General features: G+C 70.4%; 24 protein-coding genes. 16 read left to right on the plus strand and 8 right to left on the minus strand.

Annotation, left to right across the window (positions count from 1 at the left end; translation table 11 throughout):
* Positions 1 to 147 precede the first annotated feature (147 nt).
* From M8445_RS00005 to M8445_RS00020, 4 genes are all read left to right on the plus strand, one after another.
* Positions 148 to 1,287, plus strand: a complete 1,140-nt coding sequence (locus M8445_RS00005; RefSeq protein ID WP_273988795.1) for an NAD(P)/FAD-dependent oxidoreductase — start codon at positions 148 to 150, stop codon at positions 1,285 to 1,287.
* 137 nt (positions 1,288 to 1,424) lie between these two features.
* On the plus strand, positions 1,425 to 1,898 hold the full coding sequence (locus M8445_RS00010; protein WP_273988796.1) for a hypothetical protein: 474 nt from the start codon (positions 1,425 to 1,427) through the stop codon (positions 1,896 to 1,898).
* 92 nt (positions 1,899 to 1,990) lie between these two features.
* The gene (locus M8445_RS00015) at positions 1,991 to 2,449 is read left to right on the plus strand and encodes a (2Fe-2S)-binding protein (protein ID WP_273988797.1); all 459 of its coding nucleotides are present in this window, start codon (positions 1,991 to 1,993) and stop codon (positions 2,447 to 2,449) included.
* The gene (locus M8445_RS00020; RefSeq protein WP_273988798.1) at positions 2,446 to 4,605 is read left to right on the plus strand and encodes a xanthine dehydrogenase family protein molybdopterin-binding subunit; all 2,160 of its coding nucleotides are present in this window, start codon (positions 2,446 to 2,448) and stop codon (positions 4,603 to 4,605) included. The genes M8445_RS00015 and M8445_RS00020 overlap by 4 nt, the downstream gene beginning before the upstream one ends.
* A 6-nt stretch (positions 4,606 to 4,611) precedes the next feature.
* Here the strand turns inward: M8445_RS00020 and M8445_RS00025 are convergent, their stop codons facing one another.
* Positions 4,612 to 5,073, minus strand: a complete 462-nt coding sequence (locus M8445_RS00025) for a TlpA family protein disulfide reductase (protein WP_273988799.1) — start codon at positions 5,071 to 5,073, stop codon at positions 4,612 to 4,614.
* 44 nt (positions 5,074 to 5,117) lie between these two features.
* Between M8445_RS00025 and M8445_RS00030 the strand changes: the two genes are divergently transcribed.
* Positions 5,118 to 5,885, plus strand: a complete 768-nt coding sequence (locus tag M8445_RS00030; protein WP_273988800.1) for an ABC transporter substrate-binding protein — start codon at positions 5,118 to 5,120, stop codon at positions 5,883 to 5,885.
* Positions 5,886 to 5,974: 89 nt separating this feature from the next.
* Here M8445_RS00030 and M8445_RS00035 read toward each other — a convergent pair whose 3' ends face one another.
* Positions 5,975 to 6,298 (minus strand): SMR family transporter, encoded by a 324-nt coding sequence (locus tag M8445_RS00035; RefSeq protein ID WP_273988801.1) that lies wholly within the window; start codon positions 6,296 to 6,298, stop codon positions 5,975 to 5,977.
* Positions 6,295 to 6,702 carry a DMT family transporter gene (locus M8445_RS00040; RefSeq protein ID WP_273988802.1) on the minus strand — a complete coding sequence of 136 codons (408 nt, stop codon included), beginning with the start codon at positions 6,700 to 6,702 and terminating at the stop codon, positions 6,295 to 6,297. The genes M8445_RS00035 and M8445_RS00040 overlap by 4 nt, the downstream gene beginning before the upstream one ends.
* A gap of 517 nt (positions 6,703 to 7,219) precedes the next feature.
* Between M8445_RS00040 and M8445_RS00045 the strand changes: the two genes are divergently transcribed.
* Positions 7,220 to 7,915, plus strand: a complete 696-nt coding sequence (locus M8445_RS00045) for an amino acid ABC transporter permease (RefSeq protein WP_273988803.1) — start codon at positions 7,220 to 7,222, stop codon at positions 7,913 to 7,915.
* 40 nt (positions 7,916 to 7,955) lie between these two features.
* On the opposite strand, the gene M8445_RS00050 is transcribed toward M8445_RS00045, so the two are convergent.
* Positions 7,956 to 8,783, minus strand: a complete 828-nt coding sequence (locus M8445_RS00050; RefSeq protein WP_273988804.1) for a MerR family transcriptional regulator — start codon at positions 8,781 to 8,783, stop codon at positions 7,956 to 7,958.
* A gap of 90 nt (positions 8,784 to 8,873) precedes the next feature.
* On the opposite strand from M8445_RS00050, the gene M8445_RS00055 reads away from it, so the two are divergent.
* From M8445_RS00055 to M8445_RS00070, 4 genes are all read left to right on the plus strand, one after another.
* Positions 8,874 to 9,611, plus strand: a complete 738-nt coding sequence (locus tag M8445_RS00055) for an AzlC family ABC transporter permease (RefSeq protein ID WP_273988805.1) — start codon at positions 8,874 to 8,876, stop codon at positions 9,609 to 9,611.
* 145 nt (positions 9,612 to 9,756) lie between these two features.
* Positions 9,757 to 10,053, plus strand: coding sequence for an AzlD domain-containing protein (locus M8445_RS00060; protein ID WP_273988806.1), 297 nt, complete (start codon positions 9,757 to 9,759; stop codon positions 10,051 to 10,053).
* A gap of 58 nt (positions 10,054 to 10,111) precedes the next feature.
* Positions 10,112 to 11,809, plus strand: a complete 1,698-nt coding sequence (locus tag M8445_RS00065) for a PASTA domain-containing protein (protein WP_273988807.1) — start codon at positions 10,112 to 10,114, stop codon at positions 11,807 to 11,809.
* A 23-nt stretch (positions 11,810 to 11,832) separates the two neighbouring features.
* Entirely contained in the window at positions 11,833 to 12,966 is a 1,134-nt protein-coding gene (locus M8445_RS00070) for a cysteine desulfurase family protein (RefSeq protein WP_273988808.1), read from the plus strand.
* A gap of 78 nt (positions 12,967 to 13,044) precedes the next feature.
* On the opposite strand, the gene M8445_RS00075 is transcribed toward M8445_RS00070, so the two are convergent.
* Both M8445_RS00075 and M8445_RS00080 read right to left on the minus strand, forming a co-directional pair.
* Positions 13,045 to 15,858 carry a valine--tRNA ligase gene (locus tag M8445_RS00075; protein ID WP_273988809.1) on the minus strand — a complete coding sequence of 938 codons (2,814 nt, stop codon included), beginning with the start codon at positions 15,856 to 15,858 and terminating at the stop codon, positions 13,045 to 13,047.
* Between the two features lie 65 nt (positions 15,859 to 15,923).
* A complete protein-coding gene (locus tag M8445_RS00080) occupies positions 15,924 to 16,442 on the minus strand; it encodes an NUDIX hydrolase (protein ID WP_273988810.1) in 519 nt (172 codons plus the stop codon).
* A gap of 404 nt (positions 16,443 to 16,846) precedes the next feature.
* On the opposite strand from M8445_RS00080, the gene M8445_RS00085 reads away from it, so the two are divergent.
* A complete protein-coding gene (locus M8445_RS00085) occupies positions 16,847 to 17,410 on the plus strand; it encodes a hypothetical protein (RefSeq protein ID WP_273988811.1) in 564 nt (187 codons plus the stop codon).
* Between the two features lie 3 nt (positions 17,411 to 17,413).
* On the opposite strand, the gene M8445_RS00090 is transcribed toward M8445_RS00085, so the two are convergent.
* Positions 17,414 to 18,181 (minus strand): hypothetical protein, encoded by a 768-nt coding sequence (locus M8445_RS00090; RefSeq protein WP_273988813.1) that lies wholly within the window; start codon positions 18,179 to 18,181, stop codon positions 17,414 to 17,416.
* A gap of 173 nt (positions 18,182 to 18,354) precedes the next feature.
* Positions 18,355 to 18,876, minus strand: coding sequence for a DUF4388 domain-containing protein (locus M8445_RS00095; RefSeq protein ID WP_273988814.1), 522 nt, complete (start codon positions 18,874 to 18,876; stop codon positions 18,355 to 18,357).
* Positions 18,877 to 19,025: 149 nt separating this feature from the next.
* Here M8445_RS00095 and M8445_RS00100 point away from each other — a divergent pair, with 149 nt between their 5' ends.
* From M8445_RS00100 to M8445_RS00120, 5 genes are all read left to right on the plus strand, one after another.
* Positions 19,026 to 20,063 carry an ADP-ribosylglycohydrolase family protein gene (locus M8445_RS00100; RefSeq protein ID WP_273988815.1) on the plus strand — a complete coding sequence of 346 codons (1,038 nt, stop codon included), beginning with the start codon at positions 19,026 to 19,028 and terminating at the stop codon, positions 20,061 to 20,063.
* A gap of 123 nt (positions 20,064 to 20,186) precedes the next feature.
* Positions 20,187 to 20,405, plus strand: coding sequence for a 50S ribosomal protein L31 (rpmE, locus tag M8445_RS00105; RefSeq protein WP_273988816.1), 219 nt, complete (start codon positions 20,187 to 20,189; stop codon positions 20,403 to 20,405).
* A 118-nt stretch (positions 20,406 to 20,523) separates the two neighbouring features.
* Positions 20,524 to 21,150, plus strand: a complete 627-nt coding sequence (locus M8445_RS00110; RefSeq protein ID WP_273988818.1) for a thymidine kinase — start codon at positions 20,524 to 20,526, stop codon at positions 21,148 to 21,150.
* A gap of 230 nt (positions 21,151 to 21,380) precedes the next feature.
* Positions 21,381 to 22,466, plus strand: coding sequence for a GGDEF domain-containing protein (locus M8445_RS00115; RefSeq protein WP_273988819.1), 1,086 nt, complete (start codon positions 21,381 to 21,383; stop codon positions 22,464 to 22,466).
* Positions 22,467 to 22,557: 91 nt separating this feature from the next.
* Positions 22,558 to 22,935, plus strand: a complete 378-nt coding sequence (locus M8445_RS00120) for a response regulator (RefSeq protein WP_380091294.1) — start codon at positions 22,558 to 22,560, stop codon at positions 22,933 to 22,935.
* The last annotated feature ends 98 nt before the right edge of the window (positions 22,936 to 23,033 follow it).

A 23,033-nucleotide genomic window follows, 5' to 3' on the forward strand; every position in this document is an offset into this window, starting at 1 on the left:
GCGGTGAAGAGGGTACGGGCGATGACTGTCTGCTTTGGTGTAGGATGTACACTGTTGCCGATTCGGAAGCGAGTGATTCCGACGGTGTTTGCGGGGGAGTTGGCTGACCGCCCACAGAACTCGTGAATTCGTTCACAGGAGATTGACATGAAGACCCTCATCCTCGGTGCTGGTTACTCCGGCCTTGCTGTCGCCACCAAAATGAAACCCGCGCCCGGACTCGAAGCCCTGATGGTCGAGCAGAACGCCTACCACACCTTCGAAACCCGCCTCCACGAGGCCGCCGCACACAACACCCCCGTCACCCTGCCCCTGGCCCCCCTGCTGCGCGGCACCGGCGTGAACCTCGAACAGGCCCAGGTCGAAGGTGTGAACCTCGACGAGCGTGAAGTCACCCTGAAAGACGGCCGCGTCCTCACCTACGACACCCTGGTCGTCGGGCTGGGCAGCGTCACCAACTTCTACCGCATTCCCGGCCTGGCCGAGAACGCCGCCGAACTCAAGCAGCTCAGCGACGCCGACGAGATCTTCAACTTCGTCAACCGCGCCTACACCACCGAGTACCAGGGCAACCGCGACATCGTCGTCGGCGGCGCCGGCCTGACCGGCGTGGAACTCGTCACGGAACTCGCCCAGCGCGCCCAGCTGCTCAGCAAGGAACGCGGCCTGCCCCCCTTCAACATCTACCTCGTCGAGGCCGGCCCCAAGATCCTGCCGATCCTGGACGACGCCCTGCGCGCCAAAGCCCAGAAAACCCTCGAAGAGTACGGCATTCATATCCTCGTCGGGCACCGCCTGATGCAGGCCACCGCCGACACCGTCACCGTGCAGACCGCCGAGGGCGAGCAGAAAGTCATCGGCGCCGGCAAGATCATCTGGACCGGCGGCATCCAGGCCCGCGACATCGTCAGGGGCGAGAAACTGGAAAAAGGCCCTGGCGGCCGCATCGCCGTGGACGACAAACTGCGCGCCAAAGGCTACGACAACGTGTTCATCATCGGTGACATGGGCCTCGCCCTGAACCAGGAAGGCAAACCCGTGCCCACCACCGCCCAGCACGCCGGGCAGCAGGGCCGCCTGACCGGCAAGAACATGATGCGACTGGTGCGCGGCGAGGAACTCGAAGCGTACGAACCCACCACCCTGGGTGAATTCGTCAGCCTGGGCGGCCTGATGGCCGTCGGCTGGATGAAACTCCCCTGGAACCAGAAGCTCGCCATCACCGGCGGCATCGCCCACGTCATGAAACGCGCCAGTGAATGGCGCTGGCGCGTCAGCATCGACTGAGCACCCGTGCCTGACACCGCCCCCGGCGCCCCAGCGGCCCGGGGGTTTTTCACGTACCCGCTGCCTCCGCTACGCACCCTGGCGTACCGGCCGCACCTGCCGCAACGCCGCGCCGGGCGGCCTCTTACACTCAGGTCATGTTCCGGTCTCCCCTGCTGCTCCTGACCCTCCCGGTCCTGCTGGCCTCTTGCAGCGGCACCTTCGAAGCCCACAACCAGAAACGCGCCCAGCAGCTTCAGCACGACAACGCCCTGTACTTCCGCACGCAGTGCGTCACGGCCCTCGAACGCGCCCGCGCGACCGCCGAGCCGCAACGCCTGCCCGCCAACCTGAACGGGCAGCCCTGCACCTCGGCCCTGCTGGGCGACTACGCCCTGAGTGCCGACATGGCCGCCACCGTCAAGGCAAGCGTCGTGACCCTGGACCCCCAGCGCCTGAGCGACTACACCGTCACCGTCACCAGCCTGAACGACGAAACGTTCCGCTACGTGGACCGTGGCGACGCCGAAGCCGCCGCCGAACAGGCCGGCACGTACACCGAACCCGCCCCCGACGTGACCAGCGAGGACACCGACAGCAGCACCCTGAACGTGGAAGAACAGACGCCCTGACGGCAGGTTTTCCCTCTCTACACCCGGACGGACTGTTCCGCGCTGGCGGGTCCGTATCATGGCGACATGATCGGGTTCGTGTGGCGGGTGGCGTGCAGTTAAGCGTGAATGGGCGGCGGCGCGAGGTGGCGTACCCGGACGAGATGCTGGTGTGGGTGCTGCGTGATGAGCTGGGCCTGACCGGCACGCATTACGGGTGTGGGATCGGCGCGTGCGGCAGTTGCACGGTGCTGCTGGACGGGCAGGTGGCGCGGGCGTGCCTGACTCCGGCGCGGGCGGCGGCGGGGCGGGAGGTGACGACCGTGGAGGGACTGGCGCGCGGGGAGCAGTTGCATCCGGTGCAGCGGGCGTTCCTGGAAAATCCGTTGCAGTGCGGGTGGTGCCTGCCGGGGCATCTGATGTCGGCGGCGGCGCTGCTGGAGCGCACGCCCAGTCCCACGGACGCGCAGATCGAGGAGGCGGCGGGCGTGAACCTGTGCCGCTGCGGCGGGTACAACGCGATCCGCCGGGCGGTGGCCCGCGCCGCTGAACTGAAACGGGAGGACGGATGAAGCCGGTCACACGGCGGCGGGTGCTGATCGGGCTGGGCAGTGGCGCGGGCCTGCTGGTGGTGGGGGTACCGCTGGCACTGAACGCGGGCCGCCCGGCGATCGTGGAGTACATCGAGGAGAACGGGACGGGCCCGCAGGATGCGCCCCGCAATCCGGACCTGTGGTTCGAGGTGACGCCCGCCGGGGTGACGTTCTTCGTGCCGAAGGTCGAGATGGGTCAGGGCATTCACACGGCGCTGGCGCAGATCGCGGCCGAGGAGCTGGAGGTCACGCCCGAGCAGTTGACGGTGCGGCAGGCGGACACGGCGCGCGGGTACGCGGGTGGGACGATGTTCACGTTCGGTTCGACGAGCGTGAAGGCGCTGTACCGGCCGTTGCGCGAGGCGGCGGCGACGCTGCGGGAGCTGCTGCGCGAGGAGGCGGCGCGGCAGCTGGGCGTTCCGGCGGCGCGGCTGACGGCAGCGGGCGGGTCGTTCTTCGTGGCGGGCTCGCGCGAGCGCCTTGGGTACGCGCAGGTCGTGGCGGGCAAGCAGGGCGAGTGGGTGATCCCGGAGGCCGCGCCCACGCTGAAGGCGCGGCGGGACTTCAAGCGGATCGGGCGGGCCATGCCGCGCACGGACTTCCGGGACAAGGTGCTGGGCACCGCCACGTACGGGTACGACGCGCGTCTGCCGGGCATGCTGTTCGGCGCGGTGGCCCGCCCGCCTAGGTTCGGGGCGCGGCTGGTGTCGGCGTCGGCGGGCGCGGCGGGGCGGCAGCCGGGCGTGGTGCGGGTCGTGATCGACCTGAAGGCCGGGTTCGCGGGGGTGGCGGCGCAGACGCGCACGCAGGCCCGCGCGGCGCTGTCGTCGCTGGAGCTGCGCTGGGAGGGCGGCACGACCGCCAGCACCGCCGATCTGGACGCGCAGATTCAGGCAGGGTCGGGGTCGGTGCTGCGGCGGCGCGGGAACGTCCGCGCAGCCCTCTCGGGGGGGACGGTGGTACAGGGCGAGTACCGCACGCCGCTGGCCGCGCACGCGCACCTGGAACCGCTGGCGGCGCTGGCGGACGTGAAGGTGGGCGGGCGGATCGAGGTGTGGGCCTCCACGCAGTACCCGCAGATGATCATCGACGACCTGCGTGACGTGTTCGGCAAGGAGCGCGAGGTGCTGGTGCATCCGACGCAGCTGGGCGGGGGCTTCGGACGCAAGGCGGGGCAGCACGCGGCGCTGGAGGCCGCGCGGCTCTCGGCGGCGGTCGGGAAGCCCGTGCATGTCGGCTGGACGCGCGAGGAGGACCTCCAGCACGCCTTCTACCGGCCGCCCACCCATCATGTGCTGCGCGGCAGCGTGGGCGCGGACGGGCGGCTGCGGGGCGTGGAGCAGTTCACGGCGGGCGGCGACATCATCTGGGGACAGACCGGCCTGCCGGAGTTCGTGCGGGACGCGCTTGGTTTCGATCCGGGCGGCCTGCTGGGGCAGTTCATGCCGTACGACTTCCCGGCGTACCGGGTCGTGAACCGCCGCGAGGCGCTGCCCGTCCCGACCGGGTACTGGCGGGGGCTGGGCGTCCTGCCGAACACGTTTGCGCTGGAGAGTTTCATGGACGAACTGGCGCACGCGGCCCGCGTGGACCCGCTGGCCTTCCGGCTGCGGCACCTGGGGTCCGGCGAGGACGGGCGGCGGCTGCGCACGGTGCTGGAACGCGCCGCACAGGCGGCCGGGTGGGGCACGCCCCTTCCGGCGGGCCGGGCGCGCGGGGTCGCCTGCTGCCTGGACCTGGGGACCGCCTCGGCGCTGGTGGCCGAGGTCTCGGTGCAGGGCGGGCGGGTGCAGGTGCACCGCGTGACGGTCGCGGCCGACCCCAGACTGGTCATCAATCCGGACGGCGCGCGCCTGCAGGTGCAGGGGTCGGTGATGATGGCCCTGAGTTCCGCCCTGCACGAGGAACTGACCATTCAGGACGGGCGGGTGGTCGAGTCGAACTTCGACCGCTACCGCCTCCTGCCCATGCGGGACGCGCCGCCGGTCGAGGTGCTGCTCGTCGAGAGTGGCGACGAACCGCAGGGCATGGGGGAACCCGTGATGGGTCCGGCGGCGGCGGCCGTGGCGAACGCGGTGTTCACCCTGACCGGCGAGCGCCTGCGGACCCTGCCCCTGCGGCCCCGTCAGGGATAATCCCCGTCACGACCCGGCAGGGTCGGCGCGCCCGGTCCATTCTTCCAGCAGGTACTGGAGTCTGGTCTGGGCGTTCTCCTGGCTGCCGTACACGCTGCGGATCAGTTCGCCGCCCGGCGCGAAGGCCAGCCAGTGCGGGGTGCCCTCGGTGTGCCAGGTGCGGGCCAGGTCGCCGCTCAGGTCCAGCGCGACCGGGAACGGCAGTTTCGCGTAGTCCCGCGCGAATTTCTGCAGGGTGGGCACGACCTCCCCTCCGGGCAGCAGGCGGTGGCCGTGGCTGGTGTGCACGGCCAGCAGGTGCACCGAGTCGCCGAATTCGGCGTGCAGGCGCTTCAGGAACGGAATGCCACGCGACACGCAGCCAGGGCATTCGAGGTTGAAGGTCATCACCAGGCCGGGCCGCGCCCAGGCGGTGGGCGGGGGGAGGGGGTCGCCGTGCACGAAGTCGGTGGGGGCGGGCCATTCCATGCAGGCAGGGTACGCCGCGCCGCGCGGGGTTCTATGCTGGGCGCATGAAGCGTTTCGTGATGATTGTGGCGGTCCTCGGTTCGGCTCTGGTGGGCGCGGCGCACGCGTCGACGGTGGCCGAGGTGAAGAAGAAAGGGGTGCTGGTGCTGGGCACCGACCCGACGTTCGCGCCGTTCGAGTTCAAGGGCGCCGACGGGCAGATTCAGGGCTTCGACATCGACATCGCGCGGGCCGTGGCGAAGGACCTGGGCGTGCGGCTGGAGATCCGCGCGGTGGGGTTCGGGGCGCTGATGCCGCAGGCCGTCACGTCCGGGCGGGTGGACATGGCCATGAGCGGAATCACGATCACGGACGAACGCGCGAAGGTCGTGTCGTTCAGCCAGCCCTACTACCGCAGCGCGCAGGTGTTCATCGTGCGGGGCGGGAACCCCGGCAAGTTCGCGTGGCCCGCAGGCGTGAAGGGGAAGGTGATCGGCGTGCAGGCGAACACGACCGGGCAGTTCGTGGCGACCGACCTGCTGAAACCCAAGGGCGCGACCCTGAAGGTGTACGACGATTTCGCGGCCGGACTGGCCGACGTGCGTGCCGGGCGCATCGCGGCGCTGGTCGGGGACGCCCCCACCGTCGCCGACCTGAAAAAGCGCCTGCCGGGGCAGTTCGAGCAGGCTGGCAAGGACCTGGCGGCCGAGGATTACGGCATGGTGTTCAAGAAGGGCAGTGACCTGGCGGCCGCCGCCAACAGAACCCTGGTCCGCCTGAAAGCCAGCGGAGAGTACCAGAAGCTGCTGAACACGTGGATCGTACAGAAGTAACCGCGCAGAAGTAAGACGGACTCCGATTGAACGACTCTGCAAGCCATTCAATCCGAGCGGATGCGAGTGGGAGCAGAACGGACTCCGGGTCAGTGGCTGCTGCTGAGCACGGCGACGCTGCCGAGAATCAGGGCGACGCCGGCCCAGCCGGTGGGGGTCAGGCGCACGCCGTCGATGCGGCGGCTGAGCAGGGCAGTCGTGACGATGCCCAGGCCGCCCCACGCGGCGTAGGCGACCGCGACGGGCATGTAGCGCACGGCCACGCCCAGCAGCGTGAAGGCCAGCAGGATCAGGGCGATGGCGGCCAGTCCTGGCAGTTTGTGCCGGAATCCGTCGGATTTCTTGAGCAGAATGTTCGCGAGGATGTCGAGCGTGACCGCGCCCAGGATCAGGAGGGTGGCGGCCGGGTTCACGCGCTGACCTGCGGGGCGCTGCTGACGTTGGAACCGGTGCTGGAGCCGGTCCTGGGGCCGGTAGCGGGGCGGGGATCAGGGCGCGTGCCGCGGTGCAGCAGGGCCGCGCCGACACCCAGGGCGAGCATGGCGCCCAGCTGGGCAGGGCGCAGGTGCTCGCCGAGGATCAGGGCGCCCAGACCGGTGATCAGGATCAGTCCGGCGGCCTCCCAGACGGCGAAGGCCACGGCGACCGGAATCTGCCGGAACGCGCGGGACAGCAGCACGTACGACGCGGCCAGCAGGGCGTACGTGAGAATCAGTTCCAGGCCGGGCGTGCCGGCGGCGCTGGTGAAGACCTTGAGGCTGAGGGTGCCCGTGACTTCCAGGGCAATGGCGGAGAGAAGCGCAGTCCAGGCGCGCATGGGGTAACACCGTTCCTTCCCCGCGTGGGCGGGGTGAGCTGAAGGCAGCAGACCGGGCCGCGCGGGTGGCGGCCGGGAGTGCAGGGGGAACACGCCGCTCCGTGGGGGCGGTGCGTGTCAGTCGGCCTTCGGGGCTCCGGGGGGCGGGCGGTCCAGGCGGACGCTGAGTTGTGTGGCGGAGCTGGTGTTCGTCCAGGTGATGGACATGGTGTTTCACTCTTCCTGTGGCACCCGCCGGGGCGGGTGGGGCCTCGTCCGCCGCTGTGGTGCGCGGCAGGGGCCCGGTTGAAGAGCAGGTCACGTTGACCCGCTGGGAGTCAGCTTACCCGTCTGGTGTCAGGTGACCGTCTGCGCATTCACGATTCGTGAACGCCGGGGTCCGGGCAGGCGCGGATGATGGGGGCGTCCGTCTGCGCGTGAACGGACGCGCCGGGGCTATCCTCGGGGGCGTGAAGGTGTTCTGGATGGTGTTCTGTAGCGGGACTGATCGCCTGTCCCGCGCGGGGCGGGGTGGGCGTTGAACGAGTTGCTGACGGGGTTCCGGACGGTGCTGTCCGGCGAGTACCCGCGCCTGCTGCTGTCCGGACTGGGCCTGACGCTGGCAGTCAGCGTGTGCGCGCTGCTGGTGTCGGTGGTGGCAGGCACTCTGCTGGGCGCGGTGCGGGTGCTGCGCGTACCGCTGCTGGGGGCGCTGGGGAACGCGTACGTGGAGGTGGTGCGCGGCATTCCGCTGATCGTGCTGCTGTCGGTGGTGTACTACGGCCTTCCGGCGCTGGGCGTGACGCTGGAGGGCTTCCCGGCGGCAGTGCTGGCGCTGGGGCTCTACTCGGCGGCGTACACCAGTGAGATCGTGCGCGGGGGGCTGGGCAGCGTGCCGGAAGGGCAGGCGCAGGCGGCGCGCAGTCTGGGCCTGACGCGCGTGCAGGCGCTGCGCTTCGTGGTGCTGCCGCAGGCGTGGCGGGTGGCGCTGCCCGCGCTGGGGAACGAGTTCATCAGCCTGATTCTGGGCAGCAGTCTGGCGAGCGCCGTGACCTTGCAGGAACTGTTCAGTCAGGGGCGGTACATCACGAACGCCACGTACCGGCAGTTCGAGGTGTACGCCGTGCTGGCGCTGGTGTACTTCCTGCTGACCTTCGCCCTGACGCGGCTGGTGCGGCTGCTGGAACGCCGCCTGAGCCGGGGCGTGACCCTGCCGGACCGCCGCGTGATCTGAGTGGCCCCATGGTCAGGCGCCCCATAGTCAGGCCCTGTGGTCAGACCGGGCGGTCCTGCGCGTCGGCCCAGGCGGTCACGGCGCGGCCCTGGTAGTCGGCCAGTCCGGGGCGGGCGCGGTCGATGCTGCGCCTGAAGCGGTCGTCGGCCACCCACATCTGCGCCAGTCCGCGCATCATGGTGGGCGAGGCGTCGTAGTACGCGCCGCTGATGTGCGCCCGGTGCCGCGCCGCGACGGCGCTCGCCCGCGCGTCGGTGGGGGGCACGCCCGCGTCCATCAGGGCCACGTAGTCGGCGGTGATGGCGTCCATCTCGGCGCGGATGCGTTGCCAGTCGGCCTGCGTGTAACGGGCGGTGCGGGCGGCGCTCTGGCGGTAGGCGTCGGTGTCGCCCCAGCGTTCCTGCACCTCGGTCTCGTACGGCGCGGGGTCGAACCCGTCGAAGGCGGCTTTGATGTCCTCGTTGTTCATGCTGCTCTCCTCTACCCTGCCGTTCAGGGCGTCCAGGCGGGCCTGTACCTGCCGCAGCGTGTGCTGGGTGCGGCGCAGATCCGCCCGCAGCCGCGTGGCCTGTGCGTGCAGGGCCCCGCGTTCCTGTTCCGGCGGGGCGTCCAGTACGTCCGCCACCCGTGACAGGGGCAGGCCCAGCGCCCGCCACGTCAGCACCCGCCGCAGCCGCGTCAGGTCGCCCGGCGTGTACAGGCGGTAATTTCCGTCGCTACGCCCGGCGGGGCGCAGCAGCCCGATCTGATCGTAGTGGTGCAGGGTGCGCACGCTGACGCCGGTCAGGGCGCTAACCTCGCCCACCGTCCAGCGCGGGCCGGTCTGGTCGGTGGGTGTGGGGTGCGTGGGGCCGTTCAGATAGATCACCTCCCTTCTGCTGTGGGCAGCGTACGGCCTGCCGCTGCGTGAGGGTCAAGGGGGTGCGTGCGGGGTCGCGCCGTGGCAGACTGCGCGGCGATGACTGCCTCTGCCCCGTTCTGGCCTGCATTCTGGCCGCCGTTCTGGCGGGGTTTCCGGGCGCTGCTGCCGCTGTGGCCGGGCATGGTGCCGTTCGCGGTGGCGTACGCCGTGACCGCGCGGGCCGGGGGCCTGAGCGTCTGGGAGACGCAGCTGATGAGCGCCACGGTGTTCGCGGGGGCCAGTCAGTTCGCGGCGGCCGGGCAGTTCGTGGGGGGCGGCCTGCCGACCGTGGCGGGCGCTCTGGGACTGGTGGCGACCACGTTCCTGCTGAACGCCCGGCACGTGCTGTACGGCCTGAGCCTGTCGCGCACACTCCCGCTGCCGTGGGGTCAGCGTCTCGTGGCGGCGCAGTTCCTGACGGACGAGGCATACGGCGTGACGGTCGTGGCGGGGCCGCGTGATCCGGGCGGCCTGAGTGTCGCGTTCCTGCTGGGCGCGGAACTCAGTCTGTATGCCGTGTGGAACGCCTCGACGCTGCTGGGGGCACTGGCAGGCGCGGTGCTGCCAGACCCGCAGGCGCTGGGGGTGGGCGTGATCTTCCCGCTGGCGTTCCTGGGGCTACTGGTGCCGCTGTTGGTGGACCGCGTGACCCTGCTGGTGGCGCTGGTGTCGGGCGTGGGGGCGTGGCTGCTGGGGCGGGCGCTGCCGGGCGGACTGGTGATCCTGCTGGCCGGGGTGGGCGGCGCGGCGCTGGGCGCCTGGATCACCACCCGCCGCGCCGGGAGCCGCGCGTGATACGGGTTCCGTCTGTTTCGTTGACAACCCGGAACAGCACCGGGTTGCCAACTCCACGCCCAGAACCCGTTTTGCTCCCACTCGCTCCGCTCGGATTGAGCGGCTTTGCAAGCCATTCAATCGAAGTCCGTATGAGGGGCCGGGCGTGAGCGGCTGGCTGGTGATAGGGCTGATGTGGGCGGTCACGTACCCGGCGCGGCTGCTGGGCCTGAGCCTGGGCCGCCTGAACCTGCCGCCGTTCTGGCTGGCCTTCCTGCGGTTCGTGCCGGTCAGCGTGTTCGCGGCGCTGGTCGTGCCGGACGTGCTGGGCAGCCCTGAGTGGGCGCGGCGGATCGTGGGGGCGTTGGCGGGCGGCCTGCTGATGTGGCGCAGCCGCAACCTCGCGCTCGGCATTCTGGGCGGCTTTGCAGCGTACTGGGCGGCCCGGCTGGCGGGCCTGTGACGTACGCCAGCCGGGCCGGGCACGCGTGGGCGCGCGGGCGCGCTATGCTGGGCAGCGCATGACGGGTCAGGTGGGCAGGGTCAAGGTCATTGATGGCAAGTACGAGGTTCTCCGGGAACTCTCGACCCAGGGCATGGTGACCCTCTCCGAGGTGCGCGCCGCCGAGGGTGTCACCCGGCACGTCGCGTGGTTTGCCGTGGCGACCCCCGCCGACCGGCAGGTGTTCCACGCGTACCGCACGGCGCTGCGGGCCCTGGAACCTGCCGGTCTGACGGACGTGGTCGCCCGCCCCGGCGCGTACTACGCGGTCTGGAAGCCCGTCGCCGGGCAGCCGCTCGCGGCGCTGCTGGAACAGAAGGTGCGCCCGCAGGAGACCGTGGACGCCCTGAACGCGACGGCCGACACGCTGGCCGCGCAGGGGTACGCGCTGGACGACGCCGATCTGGTCACCGAGAACCATCAGGTGAGCGTGGCGTACCTGCGGCCCCTGACGCTGCCGCGCACGCCCGAGGACATCGCCGCGCGCAACGCCCAGACCCTCGCCCCGCTGAAGGCCGGGCGGGTACGCCGCCGCCGCGAGCCCGGCGCGTGGCTGAGTTTCGTTCCGGGGCTGCTGCTGCTGGGCGGCGCGGCGTACCTGGGCGCGCAGGCCGTGCAGATCTACCTGAACCCCCCGGTGCGCGAGGTGGTGTCCGTCACTGGCCAGGAAGCCAAGGTGGCCGCCAGGAGCCTCACGGGCGCGGGGTTCCGGGTGGAGTACACGCAGGGGCAGGCGGGTGGGCGCGCCATCGGCAGCATCATCCGGCAGGACCCGGCGGGCGGCACCACCCTACCGCGTGGCCGGCTGGTGATCCTGACCGTGAACAACCCGCCGGCCATCGAGGTTCCGGCGTTGGAGGAAATGAATGTCGGGCAGGCGCGCGACGCCCTGAAAGACCGCGCCATGCTGGTCGGGAAGGTGATCAAGATCGACGGGACGCTGTCGAACACCCCGGAAGGCCGCGTGATCGCGCAGCTGCCGGAAGCCGGTTCCAGCGCCCAGCGCGGCCAGTCGGTGCAGTTGCTGATCAGCACCGGGATCAGTGCCAAGGAAACGTGGCTGCCGAACCTGACGGGCCTGACCTTCGATCAGGCGCGGGCGCACGCGCGGGCCGCCGGACTGGTCGTGACCTCCGTGGAGCGCCAGCCCAGCGACCAGCCCGAGAACACCGTGCTGGAGCAGACGCCCGCCCCGTACGTGCGGGTGGATGTGGGCAGCCCTGTGAAACTGACGGTGGCATCGGCGCGTTACAGCGCCCCCAGCCGCCCGGCCGGGAACCTGCCGCTGCCGCCCGCGTACGTACCCCCCACGCCCGTGCAGCCCGAAGCGCCGCAGGGCACGGAGCCCACCACGGAACCCGTCACGCCGGACGCGGTGCCTGCCACGCCCGACACGGGCAGCACCGGCACGGGCACGACGACCCCGCCGGCACCGGAAACGGCCCAGCCGACCACGCCCGCCACACCGGAGATCGCGCCGACCGAACCTCAGAGCCGTTCGGTGAACTTCGAGTACGTGTTCCCCGGCGATCTGCCCGCCGGGAATTACACGGTGGTCGTGCGGGACGATGACGGCGAGCGGCAGATCATGCCGCCCACGGCCGCCGCTAACCTCGCCAACCGCCGCGCGAACAGTTCCGAGGCGGCCGTGGTGCGCGGCAACGCCGTGTTCGTCATCCGCCGCGACGGCGTGGATTACGCCACGGTCACGCCCTGAACCACGTGACACGCTGACCAGAGATGATCTACCTCGACTACGCCGCCACGCACCCCATGACGCCCGAAGCGCTCGCCGCGTACGCGCAGGCCGCCGCGCTGCCCGGCAACCCGGCCAGCGTGCACGCCGCCGGGCAGGCCGCCCGCGAACGCCTGGAAGAAGGGCGTGCCCGCGTGGCCGCCGCGCTCCGCACTGATCCGCGCACCCTGATCGCCAACAGCGGCGGTACCGAGGGCGACAACCACGTGCTGCTGAGCGTGACCCGTGCGTGGCAGGACGCGCACGGCCGGCCCGGTCACCTGATCACCACGCCCACCGAGCACTCGGCGGTGCTGGCCCCGGCACGCGCTCTGGCCGCGCAGGGCTGGCAGGTCACGTTCCTGACCCCCGACCGGTACGGGCAGTACGACCCGGCTGAACTGGCGGAGGCACTGCGGGGCGACACGGCGCTGGTGTCCATTCACCACGCCAACAACGAGCTTGGGAGCGTGCAGGACACGCCTGCCCTGGCCGCGCTGGCCGCCGCGCGGGGCGTGCCGTACCACACGGACGCCGTGCAGGCCCCCGGCATCCTGCCGGTGGATCTGAGCGCCTGGGGCGTCACGTTCGCCACGTTCAGCGCGCACAAGTGGGGCGGGCCGCGCGGCGTGGGCTTCCTGTACGTGCAGCGCGGCACGCACCTGAACGCCGTCACGCTCGGCGGCGGGCAGGAGGGCGGCACCCGCCCCGGCACGCAGGACACCGCCGGGGTGTACGCGGCCGGCGTGGCCCTCACGCACGCCGGACAGGCGCGAGAAGCCACACACGCCCACCTGAGCGCCCTGCGCGCCCGGTTCGAGGCGGGCGCGCAGGGCATCGCGGACCTGCGCGTAAACCACCCCCCGCACGGCAGCCCCAAGGTCGCCAGCGTCACGCTGCCCGGCGCGGACGGCGAGGCCCTGCTGATGAACCTCGACATGCTGGGCGTGGCCGCCAGCGCCGGGAGCGCGTGCAGCGCCGGGACCATGCAGCCCAGCCACGTCCTGACCGCCGTGGGCCTGAACGACGCCGACGCCCGCTCCACCCTGCGCTTCTCCTTCGGGGCCGCCACCACCGAACAGGACGTGGACGCCGCCGTGCACGCGCTGGCGCAGGCCGCCGGGTGGAGCCGCACCTGAAGCGAGGACAGCGCACGCCGACTCCCGGCAAGCAGGAAGGCCAGACCCCACTTCAGGGTCTGGCCTTGTCTCCTGGGGTTACTCGAACTGCGCCAGCACGGCTTCCAGACGCTCTTTCTGCGCGCCGAAGTCGGTCACGCGGCGTTTCTCTTCCTCGATGACCTCGGCGGGGGCACGGGCGACGAAACCGGCGTTCCCTAGTTTGTTCTGCGCCTGCCCGATCTGCTTGTCCAGTTCGGTCAGGCGTTTTTTCTGCTTGCCCAGCCAGTCGGCGATGTCCACGGTGCCCTCCAGGGGGGCGCGGAGGGTGACGCCCTGCTCGACGGCGCTCAGGGTGCGGCCTTCCAGGGTGGTCAGGGTGACGCGGGCGATGCTCTCGACCACACGGGCGTTCTCCAGCACGGTGGAGGCGAGGTCGCCCTCGACGGCCATGTTCAGGCGTTCCTGGGGCGCCATGCCGAGTTCGTTCTTGAGATTGCGGGCGGCGGCGACGGCGGCGCGCAGGGCGTCGAAGGCGCGGGTGGCCTCGGCGTCGTGCAGGGCGGCGTCGGGTTCCGGCCAGGTGTGCACGGCCAGCTGGCGGCGGTGGCCGAGCGCGGCGTACAGTTCGCTGGTGATGAACGGCATGATGGGGTGCAGCATCTTCAGGATGTGTTCCAGCGTGGCTTTCAGGGTGACCAGCGTGGTCAGTTTGCCTTCTGCGAGGGCGGGTTTGGCGGCCTCGATGTACCAGTCGCAGAATTCGTCCCAGGTGAACGAGTACAGCGTGCGGGTGGCCGCGCCGATGTCGAAGGCGTCGAGTTGCGCACTCACCTCGGCGGTCACGGCGTTCAGGCGGGACAGGATCCAGCGGTCCGCGAGGCTCAGGTCCGCGCGGGCGCGCAGCATGGTCAGGGCGTCGCGGCTGCGGACGGGCTCGCCCGCCGTGTCGTCCAGGGCGCTCTGCACGTAGCGGATCAGGTCGGTGTCGCCTTCCGCGCCACTGGTTTCCAGGTTGGGGAGGGCTTCGCCGAGGCGCAGCAGGGCGAAGCGGGCGGCGTTCCAGAGTTTATTGGCAAAGTTGCGGCCCTGCTCGAAGCGGCGCGGGTCGTGGCGGATGTCCTGCCCGCCGGTCGAGAGGTACGCGAAGGCGAAGCGGCTGGCGTCCACGCCGTACTGGTCGAACAGGTTCAGGGGGTCGATGCCGTTGCCCTTGCTCTTGGACATCTTCTGACCCGCCGCGTCCAGGTACAGGCCGTGCAGCATGACCGTGCTGAAGGGGGCCTGCCCGGTCAGGCCGTAGGCGGCCATCTGCATGCGGGCCACCCAGAAGAACAGGATGTCGTAGCCGGTCACGAGGACCTGGGTGGGGTAGAACTTGCGGAAGTCCTCGCTGTCCGTGTCGGGCCAGCCCAGGGTGCTGAACGGCCAGAGGTTACTGGAGAACCACGTGTCGAACACGTCCGGGTCGCGGCGCAGGGTCAGGTGCGCGTAGCGGGGGTCCTGGTCGCAGTCCAGGTCAGGGTTCGCAGGGTCCGGCACGTAGATGGTGCCGTCCTCGTCGTACCACGCGGGAATCTGGTGGCCCCACCACAGCTGGCGGCTGATGTTCCAGTCGCGGATGTTCTCCAGCCAGTCGCGGTTGACCTTGCCGTAGCGGTCAGGCACCAGCGTCATGTCACCGTTTTCCAGGCCAGTCAGGACCTGCTCGGCGAAGGGCCGGGTCTTCACGTACCACTGCTCGCTGATGATCGGTTCGACCGGCACCTTGGTGCGTTCGCTCAGGCCGATGGCGGTGTCGTGGTCTTTCTGCTCGATCAGGTCGCCGGACTCGGTGAGGGCCTTGACGACCGCCTTGCGCGCCGCGAAGCGTTCCAGGCCCCGGAAGGCTTCCGGAACGAGGTCGTCGGACGTCAGGTTGCCGTGCAGGTCGATCACGCTGGGCCGCGCCAGACCGTGGCGTTCCCCGACCTCGAAGTCGGTGGGGTCGTGCGCGGGCGTGATCTTCAGCGCGCCCACCCCGAACTCCATCTCGACCGCCTCATCGGCAATGATCGGCACCCAGCGGTCCGTGAGGGGAATGCGGGCCTCCTGCCCCACCAGATGAGCGAAACGGGGGTCGGTGGGGTGAACGGCAATCGCCTGATCCGCGAAGATCGTCTCGGGCCGCACGGTCGCGATGCGGATCTCGCCGGCCTCGCCGTTGCTGGCCGCTGCCTGCGGGTCGCGCAGTTTGTACGACAGGGTCGTCATCTTGCCCTTGCGGACCTCGCGGTCGATTTCCAGTTCCGAGAGGGTCGTCTGCGCGGCCACGTCCCAGTTCACGATGCGCTCGCCCCGGTACGCGAGGCCGTCGTGGTACAGCTTCACGAACTGATGGCGCACGGCGCGACTCAGGCCCTCATCCATGGTGAACCGCTCGCGGGTCCAGTCGGCGCTGACGCCCAGACGCGAGAGCTGGTTCAGGATCATCCCGCCGGACTCGGCCTTCCACTCCCACACCTGATCCAGGAATTTCTCGCGGCCCAGGTCGTGGCGGCTCACGCCCTGATCGCGCAGTTGCCGCTCCACGACCACCTGCGTGCTGATGCCCGCGTGATCCATGCCCGGCAGGTACAGCGCCTCGAACCCCGCCATGCGCTTGTAACGGATCAGCGTGTCGATCAGGGTGTTATCCAGCGCGTGCCCCAGGTGCAGATTTCCGGTCACGTTGGGCGGCGGGATCACGATGGTGAAGGGCGGCTTGCCGCTCGTCGCGTCCGCGCGGAACGGTTCGCTGCGCCACTTGGCGGCCCAGGCGGGCTCGATGGCCTGCGGATCGAAGGCCTTCGCCAGCGTACCAGCGTCGTTCTCGGGCGTCTGATCCGGGGTGGTGATCAGGTCGGGCGTGTGGTCGGGGGTGTGGTCAGTCATGCGCGGGTCTCCTTGGTACGGGGGCGGTCAGGGTCGGGAGCGGCCGGCCAGGGGCCAGTCGGCAGTCAATTCGAAAGGATGACAGATTCAGCGCCGTCCGGGGTAGCGCAGGAGGGGGCGGGACGCAGGGCCGCGCACGCCCACGGCAGGGCGGCGTCCATCTCCCAGTCCAGCGAGGGCGCGTGCAGGGAGACCCAGCGGAATGCGAAGCGCTCGCCGTCCGCATCGCGCTCCCAGGTGTGGGGCAGGTCGTGGGGGGCGCGCAGCAGGAATGCGTGGCAGACCTGCCGCGTGAACCGCTGCGGCAGTTGCGCCTCCCACAGGTATGAGGTCAGGTACTCCGGGCCGGTAAGGTTCAGGCCGGATTCCTCGCGCAGTTCACGCACGGCGGCCTGTCCGGGCGTCTCGCCGGGTTCCACGCCGCCTGCCGGGAGTTGCACGCCACTGTCGTCCGGCACGTGATCGAACACCAGCAGTTCCGGGCTGGCCTCGCCGCGCACCACGAAGCACACGACCTTCTCGCGCAGGCCACGCGCGGCGGCATCGGCGCGGGCAGCCGGCTGGGTTGGGTAGAACGTGACCATACGCGAAAGCACCTCCGGTGGGAATGAGGCGGCAGGAATCAGAAAAACGTCCCGTCCGCCGGGCCTCTGCTGAACAGGCCTCCTGCGGACGAGACGTCACGTGACCGTCCCGCGGTACCACCGCTGTTCCCCGCTGTGGGCGGGGCGCTCGTCGCGCTGTGTCGGGCGCACCCGGACGGATCTACTCTCCCCTGCGCGGGGGATTTCTGCCGACCTGCTCGCGGGCGACGTTCGCCGGGTGCCTCCCGCGCCGCCCTCTCAGTCACGGGGCGGGCTTCCTGTGGGCGCGTTCCCCGGGTACTCTTCCCGGTCACTGCTCACGCAGTATAGAGCGGGCGGGGGGGCCGGCGCATCTGCCAGAGGGCGCATGGTCCTCCCGGCCAGGTGGGCCGCATGATGGGCCGATGCCGGAATCGAGTGACCCTGAGGCCCTGCGCTCCTTCACGCTGTACCACCGGGCGGTGCGGGACGTGCGCGGCGATCACCTGCTGTCCCTGAATGTCCTGCGGGAGCTTTACCCGGACGTGTATGCCCGTGAGGCCGCCAAGTACGTGGGCCGCGAGGCCCTGATGCAGGAGCGCGTGGGGCGGCTGGACTGTCTGTGGAACGACGTGCTGTTCTTCTCCCCGGTGCATCCGGGGCCACTGCTGAACGCCGTGCGGGCCACTGGACGCGAGGTGCCGCCTGTCCGGTTCTGGACGCTGAGCGCGGCCGGTCTGGACCCGGCGCAGGCGTGCGTGCACCTGCCACAGCCCTGGCCGGGAGGGGTGAAGCCGGAACACGACCCGGCAGACGAACGGCCCCTGGACGCCCGGACCCTGCGGGCCGTCAGCGCGCCCCCGGCCGGGACGCTGGCGCGCCTGCACGCCCTTCCGGCCGGCGCGCCGCTGATCCTTTGGATGGACGTGCCTCACGTGCTGTACCGGGGGTCCGTGCCGCTGGGGGCGCTGGGTGAACTTCGCGCCTGACGCTCAGGGGCCCGTGAGTAACGAGGTGTCTTCGAGGTCGGGTTCCACGACTTCGTAGCGGTACAGCAGGGGTTTTTTCAGCAGGCCGCGCGGGACGCTGACGGTCGCGTGGCGGTACGGGACGCCCGTGACGGCCGTGCCGGCTGCGAATTCCTGCGTGTGCGCGCCGACCTGCGCGGCCCGGTCGCCCAGGTTCAGGTGGCCGCCGGCGCGTTCCAGCACGTCGTAGGGGTGTTCGATCAGGACCGTGAGTTTCACGGGTTGCCCGGCGAGGCTGCGCAGGGGGTTGGCGGCGCTGCTGAAGGTGGTGCGGACCGGTTCGGCCACGCGTTCGCGGGTGACTTTCATGCTCAGGGCGTACTCGCCGACGGGGAAGATCACCTCGCGGATCAGGGTGACGCCGTCACCTTCGGCCTCGCGGAAGGCGGCCAGGAGGGACTCGCGGCGGTTACGCAGCAGCGTGACGGGGGTGGCGTTGCCGCGCCCCATGGGGAAGTCGCCGCGCGTGATGAACCGTTCGGCGTGCAGCAGGGTTTCCTCGCGGGTTCGGAAGGTGCGCTGCATGACGCTCTGGTGCGGCTGCCAGTGTCCGGCCGAGTTGCGTTCGAGCCAGTCGGCCCACAGTTCAAAGTGGTCCTGAAAGCGCCAGCTGGGGTGGGTGGGCAGTGCCGGGCTCTGCTCCGCGCGGCCGTATTCGGTGCGGGCGTCACGGCCGGTGCCTTCTCGGTCCGGGGTGTCGCCTCTGCTGTTCGTTCGCGTGATCGCGCTCATTCGTCCTCCGCTGCGCCCATCATGCCTGACTGGAGGTCACTTTTGTTCAGATCGTGACATTTTCGGCAAAAGCCGCCCTGGCCGGTCGGGTGGGCACGACTGCCGTGCAGGGGTACGGGGCGGCAGAATCAGCGTCCCTGTCGGCACGCACCGGTTCGCTGCTGGAGGCAGGATCAGATCAGTTCGATCAGTTCGGCCATCAGGAAGGGCCGCAGGGTTTCCAGGGCGGCGCGCGGGGGTTCCGGGGCGCGTTCCAGCAGGGCGCGGATGCTGGCGCTGTCGGAGATCAGGTGCAGCATGCGGTACTGACCGCGCGTGACGGGCTGCGCCTCGTTCCAGCGGGCCGTGAAGCGCAGCCGCTGGTTCCAGTCGGGAAAGGCCCGCAGCAGCGGCGTCCAGGCCTCGCTGTCTTCCAGCATGCGGCGCAGGGCCGAGTCGCGCTTCAGGCTCAGGGTGCGCTGTTCGGAGCGCTGTTCGGCTTCGAAGGTGAAGTTGCCGCCGTCCAGGCTGGACAGGCACTGCAGGGCGGCGTCGCCGCGCAGGCGGCCGACCTCGGCGTGGGTGATCTCGCCCCGTTCGATCCACAGTTGACCGCCGCGGATGTGCTCGACGCTCAGGCGTCCCGAGCGCCCGCTCGCCAGGAACATCTGCATCACGGACAGAAACGGGAACACGCTCAGGTCGCCACGTACCATATGCACCAGAGTTTAGCGCAGCGTCCCGCGGCTCCGCGTGCCCCCACCGGGCGGGCGGCGTTCCGGGGGCCGGTCAGTGGGTGCGGGTCAGCAGGTGTGGGGCGCAGGTCCGGCAGGCGTGGGGGGCCGGGACGTGCGACCATCGGGGCATGACTGATCCTGCCCGCATGCCTGCCCACATGAATGACGCGCTCGAAACGCTGCTGTCGTTGTGTGCCGCCGACGCACTGGGCGCGGCAACGGAGTTCAAGTCTCTGGCGTCCATTCGCGCGCAGTACGGCGAGCGGATCCGCAGCTACCAGCCGGGAAGCGTGTTCGGGTTCGCGCCGGGCGAGGCGACCGATGACAGTCAGATGGTGGCCGCGACCCTGCTGGGGTACCGCGCGGCCGGGGCGGGCGCGCCAGACGGAGTGCCGCACCTGGCGGTGCTGTCGGCGCTGCGGGACTGGCTGGCGGCCGCGCCGCCGGACGTGGGCGGCCTGACGCGCCGGGCGCTACAGATCACCCTGCGTCAGCCGGAGCGGCTGGACGGGGGCGCGCTGGCGTGGCAGGAGAGCGGGCTGGACGGGGCCGGGAATGGCGGCCTGATGAGGATCGCGGCCCCGTTCCTGGCCGGGTTCCGGGGCGAGGCGCTGGCGCGCGAGTCGGCGGTGGTGACGGCCCTCACGCACGCCGATCCGCGCTGCGTGCACGCCTCGGTGTTCCTGACGGCTTTCCTGGAAGCCCTGGCAGGCAGTGGCTACGAGGCGGCGGTGGACGCGGCCCTGCGCGTCATGGAGCGTTTCGATGCGCGTCTGGCGCTGGTGGAGGCCGGGGTGCTGGGCGTGGACTCGCAGGCGGCGCACGCGGCGTTCCGCGAGCGGGACCGGGCGGCGCGCGGCGAGGTGCGCTCGCGGGTGCGCGCGGGACTTGCGGGGCACGTGACCTCGCAGAGCGGGTTCGTACTGGACACCCTGGAGGCGGCCGTGGCGCACGCGCGCGGCGCGGACTGGCTGGCGTGCGTGGAACCGGCGGTGCTGCTGGGCGACGACAGCGACACGGTCGCGTGCGTGGTGGGCGCCCTGATCGGCGCGCGGGGCCTGCGCGTCCCGCCGGACCTGCGGCCCGCGCTGCGGCTGGGGCACTCCTGGCCCGGCTGGGAGCGAGGCTGGCCGTGCGTGGATCACCTGGGCGGGCTGCTGCCCTGACCCTGGCCTGCACTCCGGCCCGGTACCCCTGTTCAGGGATGGGCAGGGTGGTGTATACTTTCAGGGTTGCCCGCTACGCACACCCACCTTCCGGTGGTAACAGACGTGGCGGAGGAGGCACCCATGCAGAAAGAAATCCACCCGAAAGCCGTTCCTTGCAAGATCATCTACCAGGGTAAAGTCATCATGGAAACCCTGAGCACCAAACCCGAGATCCACGTGGATGTCTGGAGCGGCGTGCACCCCTTCTGGACCGGCGAGGAGCGCTTCCTCGACACCGAAGGCCGCGTCGACAAGTTCAACAAGCGCTTCGGCGACAGCTACCGCACCAAGCGGAAGTAACCCCTCCGCTCAGTCTGCGCCCCCGCCCCCCATGGCCGGGGGCGTTCTGCTGCCCGGCCACGCCGTTCCGGGAGCCGCTGTCCGGCAGGATTCACGGCAATGCTCTATGCTCGCGGGCGTGTTGAAGTCCCCCTATCACGGCGGTCACCTGGAAGTCATCGTCGGGCCGATGTTCAGTGGCAAGAGCGAGGAACTGATCCGCCGCCTGACCCGCTCGGTGATCGCGCGGCAGAACGTGCAGGTGTTCAAACCCGCCCTGGATGACCGGTACCACGAGTCCGCCGTGGCCAGTCACGCGGGCCGCAGCGTCCGCGCGGTGGCGGTGCGCGGCGCGGCCGAGATCCGCGCGCACCTGAGTGGCGAGGGCACGCTGCTGCCGTCGGGCAGCGCGGACCTGCCGGACGTGGTCGGGATCGACGAGGTGCAGTTCATGGACCCGGCGCTGGTGCCGCTGGTCCTGGAACTGGCGGATGCGGGCGTGCGCGTGATCCTGGCGGGCCTGGACCTGGATTTCCGGGCCGAGCCGTTCGGTTTCATCCCCGAACTGCTGGCCCGCGCCGAGACCGTCGAGAAACTCACGGCCATCTGCACGGTGTGCGGCGCGCCCGCCACCCGCTCGCAACGCCTGATCGGCGGGGAGCCCGCCCGGTTCGACGATCCGGTCGTGCTGGTGGGTGCGCAGGAAAGTTACGAGGCGCGCTGCCGGGTGCATCACGTGGTCCGGCCGCCGTCCGGGACCGCCTGAGTTCGGGTAAGCTGACCGGGACCGTTTCACATCAAGTCTATTGACCGGGTCTGTCCGGCCAGATGACGGTCACGCGGTGCCCGCTTCTCTCTCCAATCCCCGTGCCTGATTTCCGTGTCTGATTTCCGTGGTCCACGTTTCAACTCCTCCGTCCGGGCTGGTGTGCGCCTGGACCCGCGCACAAGCTGACTGTCCGGGCAGACTGCCGCCCGGTGACGCCTGGGGTTCCCTTGTTCAAGTTCTTCCGCCGCTCCGCTCCCAACGCCGTGCCCGAACCGGTCTCCTGGCACGCCGGTCAGCGCCGCATGTTCATGGCCCTGGTCTGGCTGGCCTGCCTGGCCTGCGCCGCCGCCCTGACCGCGCAGGCTCCCCGCTTCGATCCGCTGGACGTGTGGGCACTGCCGCTGCTGTCGCTGGTCATGTTGACCCTACAATTGCTGCTGAGTGCCGGGCAGCTCACGCTTCAGACGGCCGTGATGGGCGCCTTCGCCGGAACGGCCGCGTACGTGCTGCTGGCCCTGAATCACCAGTTCAACGTGATGCCACGTACGTCCTGGACGCTGATGGAGAACACCTACTGGTTCGCGGTGCTGTACGCGGCCGCGTTCCTAGTGTTCCCACCCCGTCAGGCGATCCGGGTAGCGGCCGCGATGCTGATCCTCTCGGCGCTGATCTGCGCGTACCACCTGCTGTTCACGGTCTCGCCGCTGACGCGCACGCACCTGACGGGCGCCTCCGTGCAGTTCCTGCTGATGGGCGGGGTCATGACGGTCATGCAGGCGACGCTGGGCGTGCAGCGCATGCGGCTGCTGGCGTCGCACACCGCCGCCTACACGGACACCCTGACCGGACTGGCCAACCGCCGCGCGGCCGAGGAGCGCCTGAGCACCCTGACCCGTCAGGGCGAGACGTACACGCTGGTGCTGTTCGACCTGGATCACTTCAAGCGCGTGAACGACATGCACGGGCACGCCACGGGCGACCTGGTGTTGCGCGGCGTGGCGCAGGTGGCGCTGGGGCACCTGCCGCAGGGCGGCGTGGCGGCCCGCTGGGGCGGCGAGGAGTTCCTGCTGATCCTGCCCGAGCAGCGTGACCGGCACGTGCGGTCCCTGCTGGACGCCATGCGCCTGGAACTGCGGCACCAGCGGCACGGGAACGTGAGTGGCGTGACCGCCTGCTTCGGCGTGGCGACCGCGCACGCGGGCGAGGACCCGGAGCGGGTGCTGGAACGCGCCGACGCGGCCATGTACACCGTGAAACAGAAGGGCCGCAACGACGTGCACCTGGCCGACCTGCGCCGCACGCAGATGGGCTGATCAGCGGGGCCGGAGCAAGGACCGGGCAGCGGCGCCGGCAGCGGGGCTTGATGTGGGATTTTTTCATGCGCGCTGCACTATCATGGTCCGCATGGCGTATACCATTCTCGTCGCAGACGACGAACCGGCCATCCGGACCATGCTGGAGGTCATTCTGTCGGCGGACGGGCACGATATCGTGGCTGTTTCTGATGGCAAGACGGCGCTGGATTACCTGCGTGAACACACCCCGGACGCGATGCTGCTGGACGTGAAAATGCCGCACATGGACGGTTTCGAGATCTGCTCGCGCGTCAAGCGCATCAAGCGGCTCCGGGACACGCCAGTGCTGCTCCTGACGGGCTTCGACGACGATCAGACGCGTGACCACGCCAAACTGGTCGGCGCGGACGACATCGTGTACAAGCCCCTGTCGGGTAAGAACCTGCGCGGCCGCGTGAATCAGTTGATCGAGGCCCGCCGCCGTTGAGTCCGTTCTCTCCTGCGGGGTCCGGTCGTTGCCGGGCCCTGCCTCATGGCCGACGCCGATCCTCACGCCGCTCAGGGCCGCGCCCTGACGCTCTCCCG

It is taken from the genome of Deinococcus aquaticus (assembly GCF_028622095.1).
Lineage (GTDB): Bacteria > Deinococcota > Deinococci > Deinococcales > Deinococcaceae > Deinococcus > Deinococcus aquaticus.

Bases quoted from the DNA above. Each gene is read 5' to 3' on its own strand.
- M8445_RS00095 (WP_273988814.1), bottom strand. From the start codon at position 18,876: ATGGTACGTGGCGACCTGAGCGTGTTCCCGTTTCTGTCCGTGATGCAG.
- M8445_RS00085 (WP_273988811.1), top strand. From the start codon at position 16,847: ATGCCGGAATCGAGTGACCCTGAGGCCCTGCGCTCCTTCACGCTGTAC.
- M8445_RS00005 (WP_273988795.1), top strand. From the start codon at position 148: ATGAAGACCCTCATCCTCGGTGCTGGTTACTCCGGCCTTGCTGTCGCC.
- M8445_RS00065 (WP_273988807.1), top strand. From the start codon at position 10,112: ATGACGGGTCAGGTGGGCAGGGTCAAGGTCATTGATGGCAAGTACGAG.
- M8445_RS00075 (WP_273988809.1), bottom strand. From the start codon at position 15,858: ATGACTGACCACACCCCCGACCACACGCCCGACCTGATCACCACCCCG.
- M8445_RS00090 (WP_273988813.1), bottom strand. From the start codon at position 18,181: ATGAGCGCGATCACGCGAACGAACAGCAGAGGCGACACCCCGGACCGA.
- M8445_RS00040 (WP_273988802.1), bottom strand. From the start codon at position 6,702: ATGCGCGCCTGGACTGCGCTTCTCTCCGCCATTGCCCTGGAAGTCACG.
- M8445_RS00070 (WP_273988808.1), top strand. From the start codon at position 11,833: ATGATCTACCTCGACTACGCCGCCACGCACCCCATGACGCCCGAAGCG.
- M8445_RS00020 (WP_273988798.1), top strand. From the start codon at position 2,446: ATGAAGCCGGTCACACGGCGGCGGGTGCTGATCGGGCTGGGCAGTGGC.
- rpmE (WP_273988816.1), top strand. From the start codon at position 20,187: ATGCAGAAAGAAATCCACCCGAAAGCCGTTCCTTGCAAGATCATCTAC.
- M8445_RS00100 (WP_273988815.1), top strand. From the start codon at position 19,026: ATGACTGATCCTGCCCGCATGCCTGCCCACATGAATGACGCGCTCGAA.
- M8445_RS00080 (WP_273988810.1), bottom strand. From the start codon at position 16,442: ATGGTCACGTTCTACCCAACCCAGCCGGCTGCCCGCGCCGATGCCGCC.
- M8445_RS00010 (WP_273988796.1), top strand. From the start codon at position 1,425: ATGTTCCGGTCTCCCCTGCTGCTCCTGACCCTCCCGGTCCTGCTGGCC.
- M8445_RS00055 (WP_273988805.1), top strand. From the start codon at position 8,874: ATGACTGCCTCTGCCCCGTTCTGGCCTGCATTCTGGCCGCCGTTCTGG.
- M8445_RS00120 (WP_380091294.1), top strand. From the start codon at position 22,558: ATGGCGTATACCATTCTCGTCGCAGACGACGAACCGGCCATCCGGACC.
- M8445_RS00030 (WP_273988800.1), top strand. From the start codon at position 5,118: ATGAAGCGTTTCGTGATGATTGTGGCGGTCCTCGGTTCGGCTCTGGTG.
- M8445_RS00025 (WP_273988799.1), bottom strand. From the start codon at position 5,073: ATGGAATGGCCCGCCCCCACCGACTTCGTGCACGGCGACCCCCTCCCC.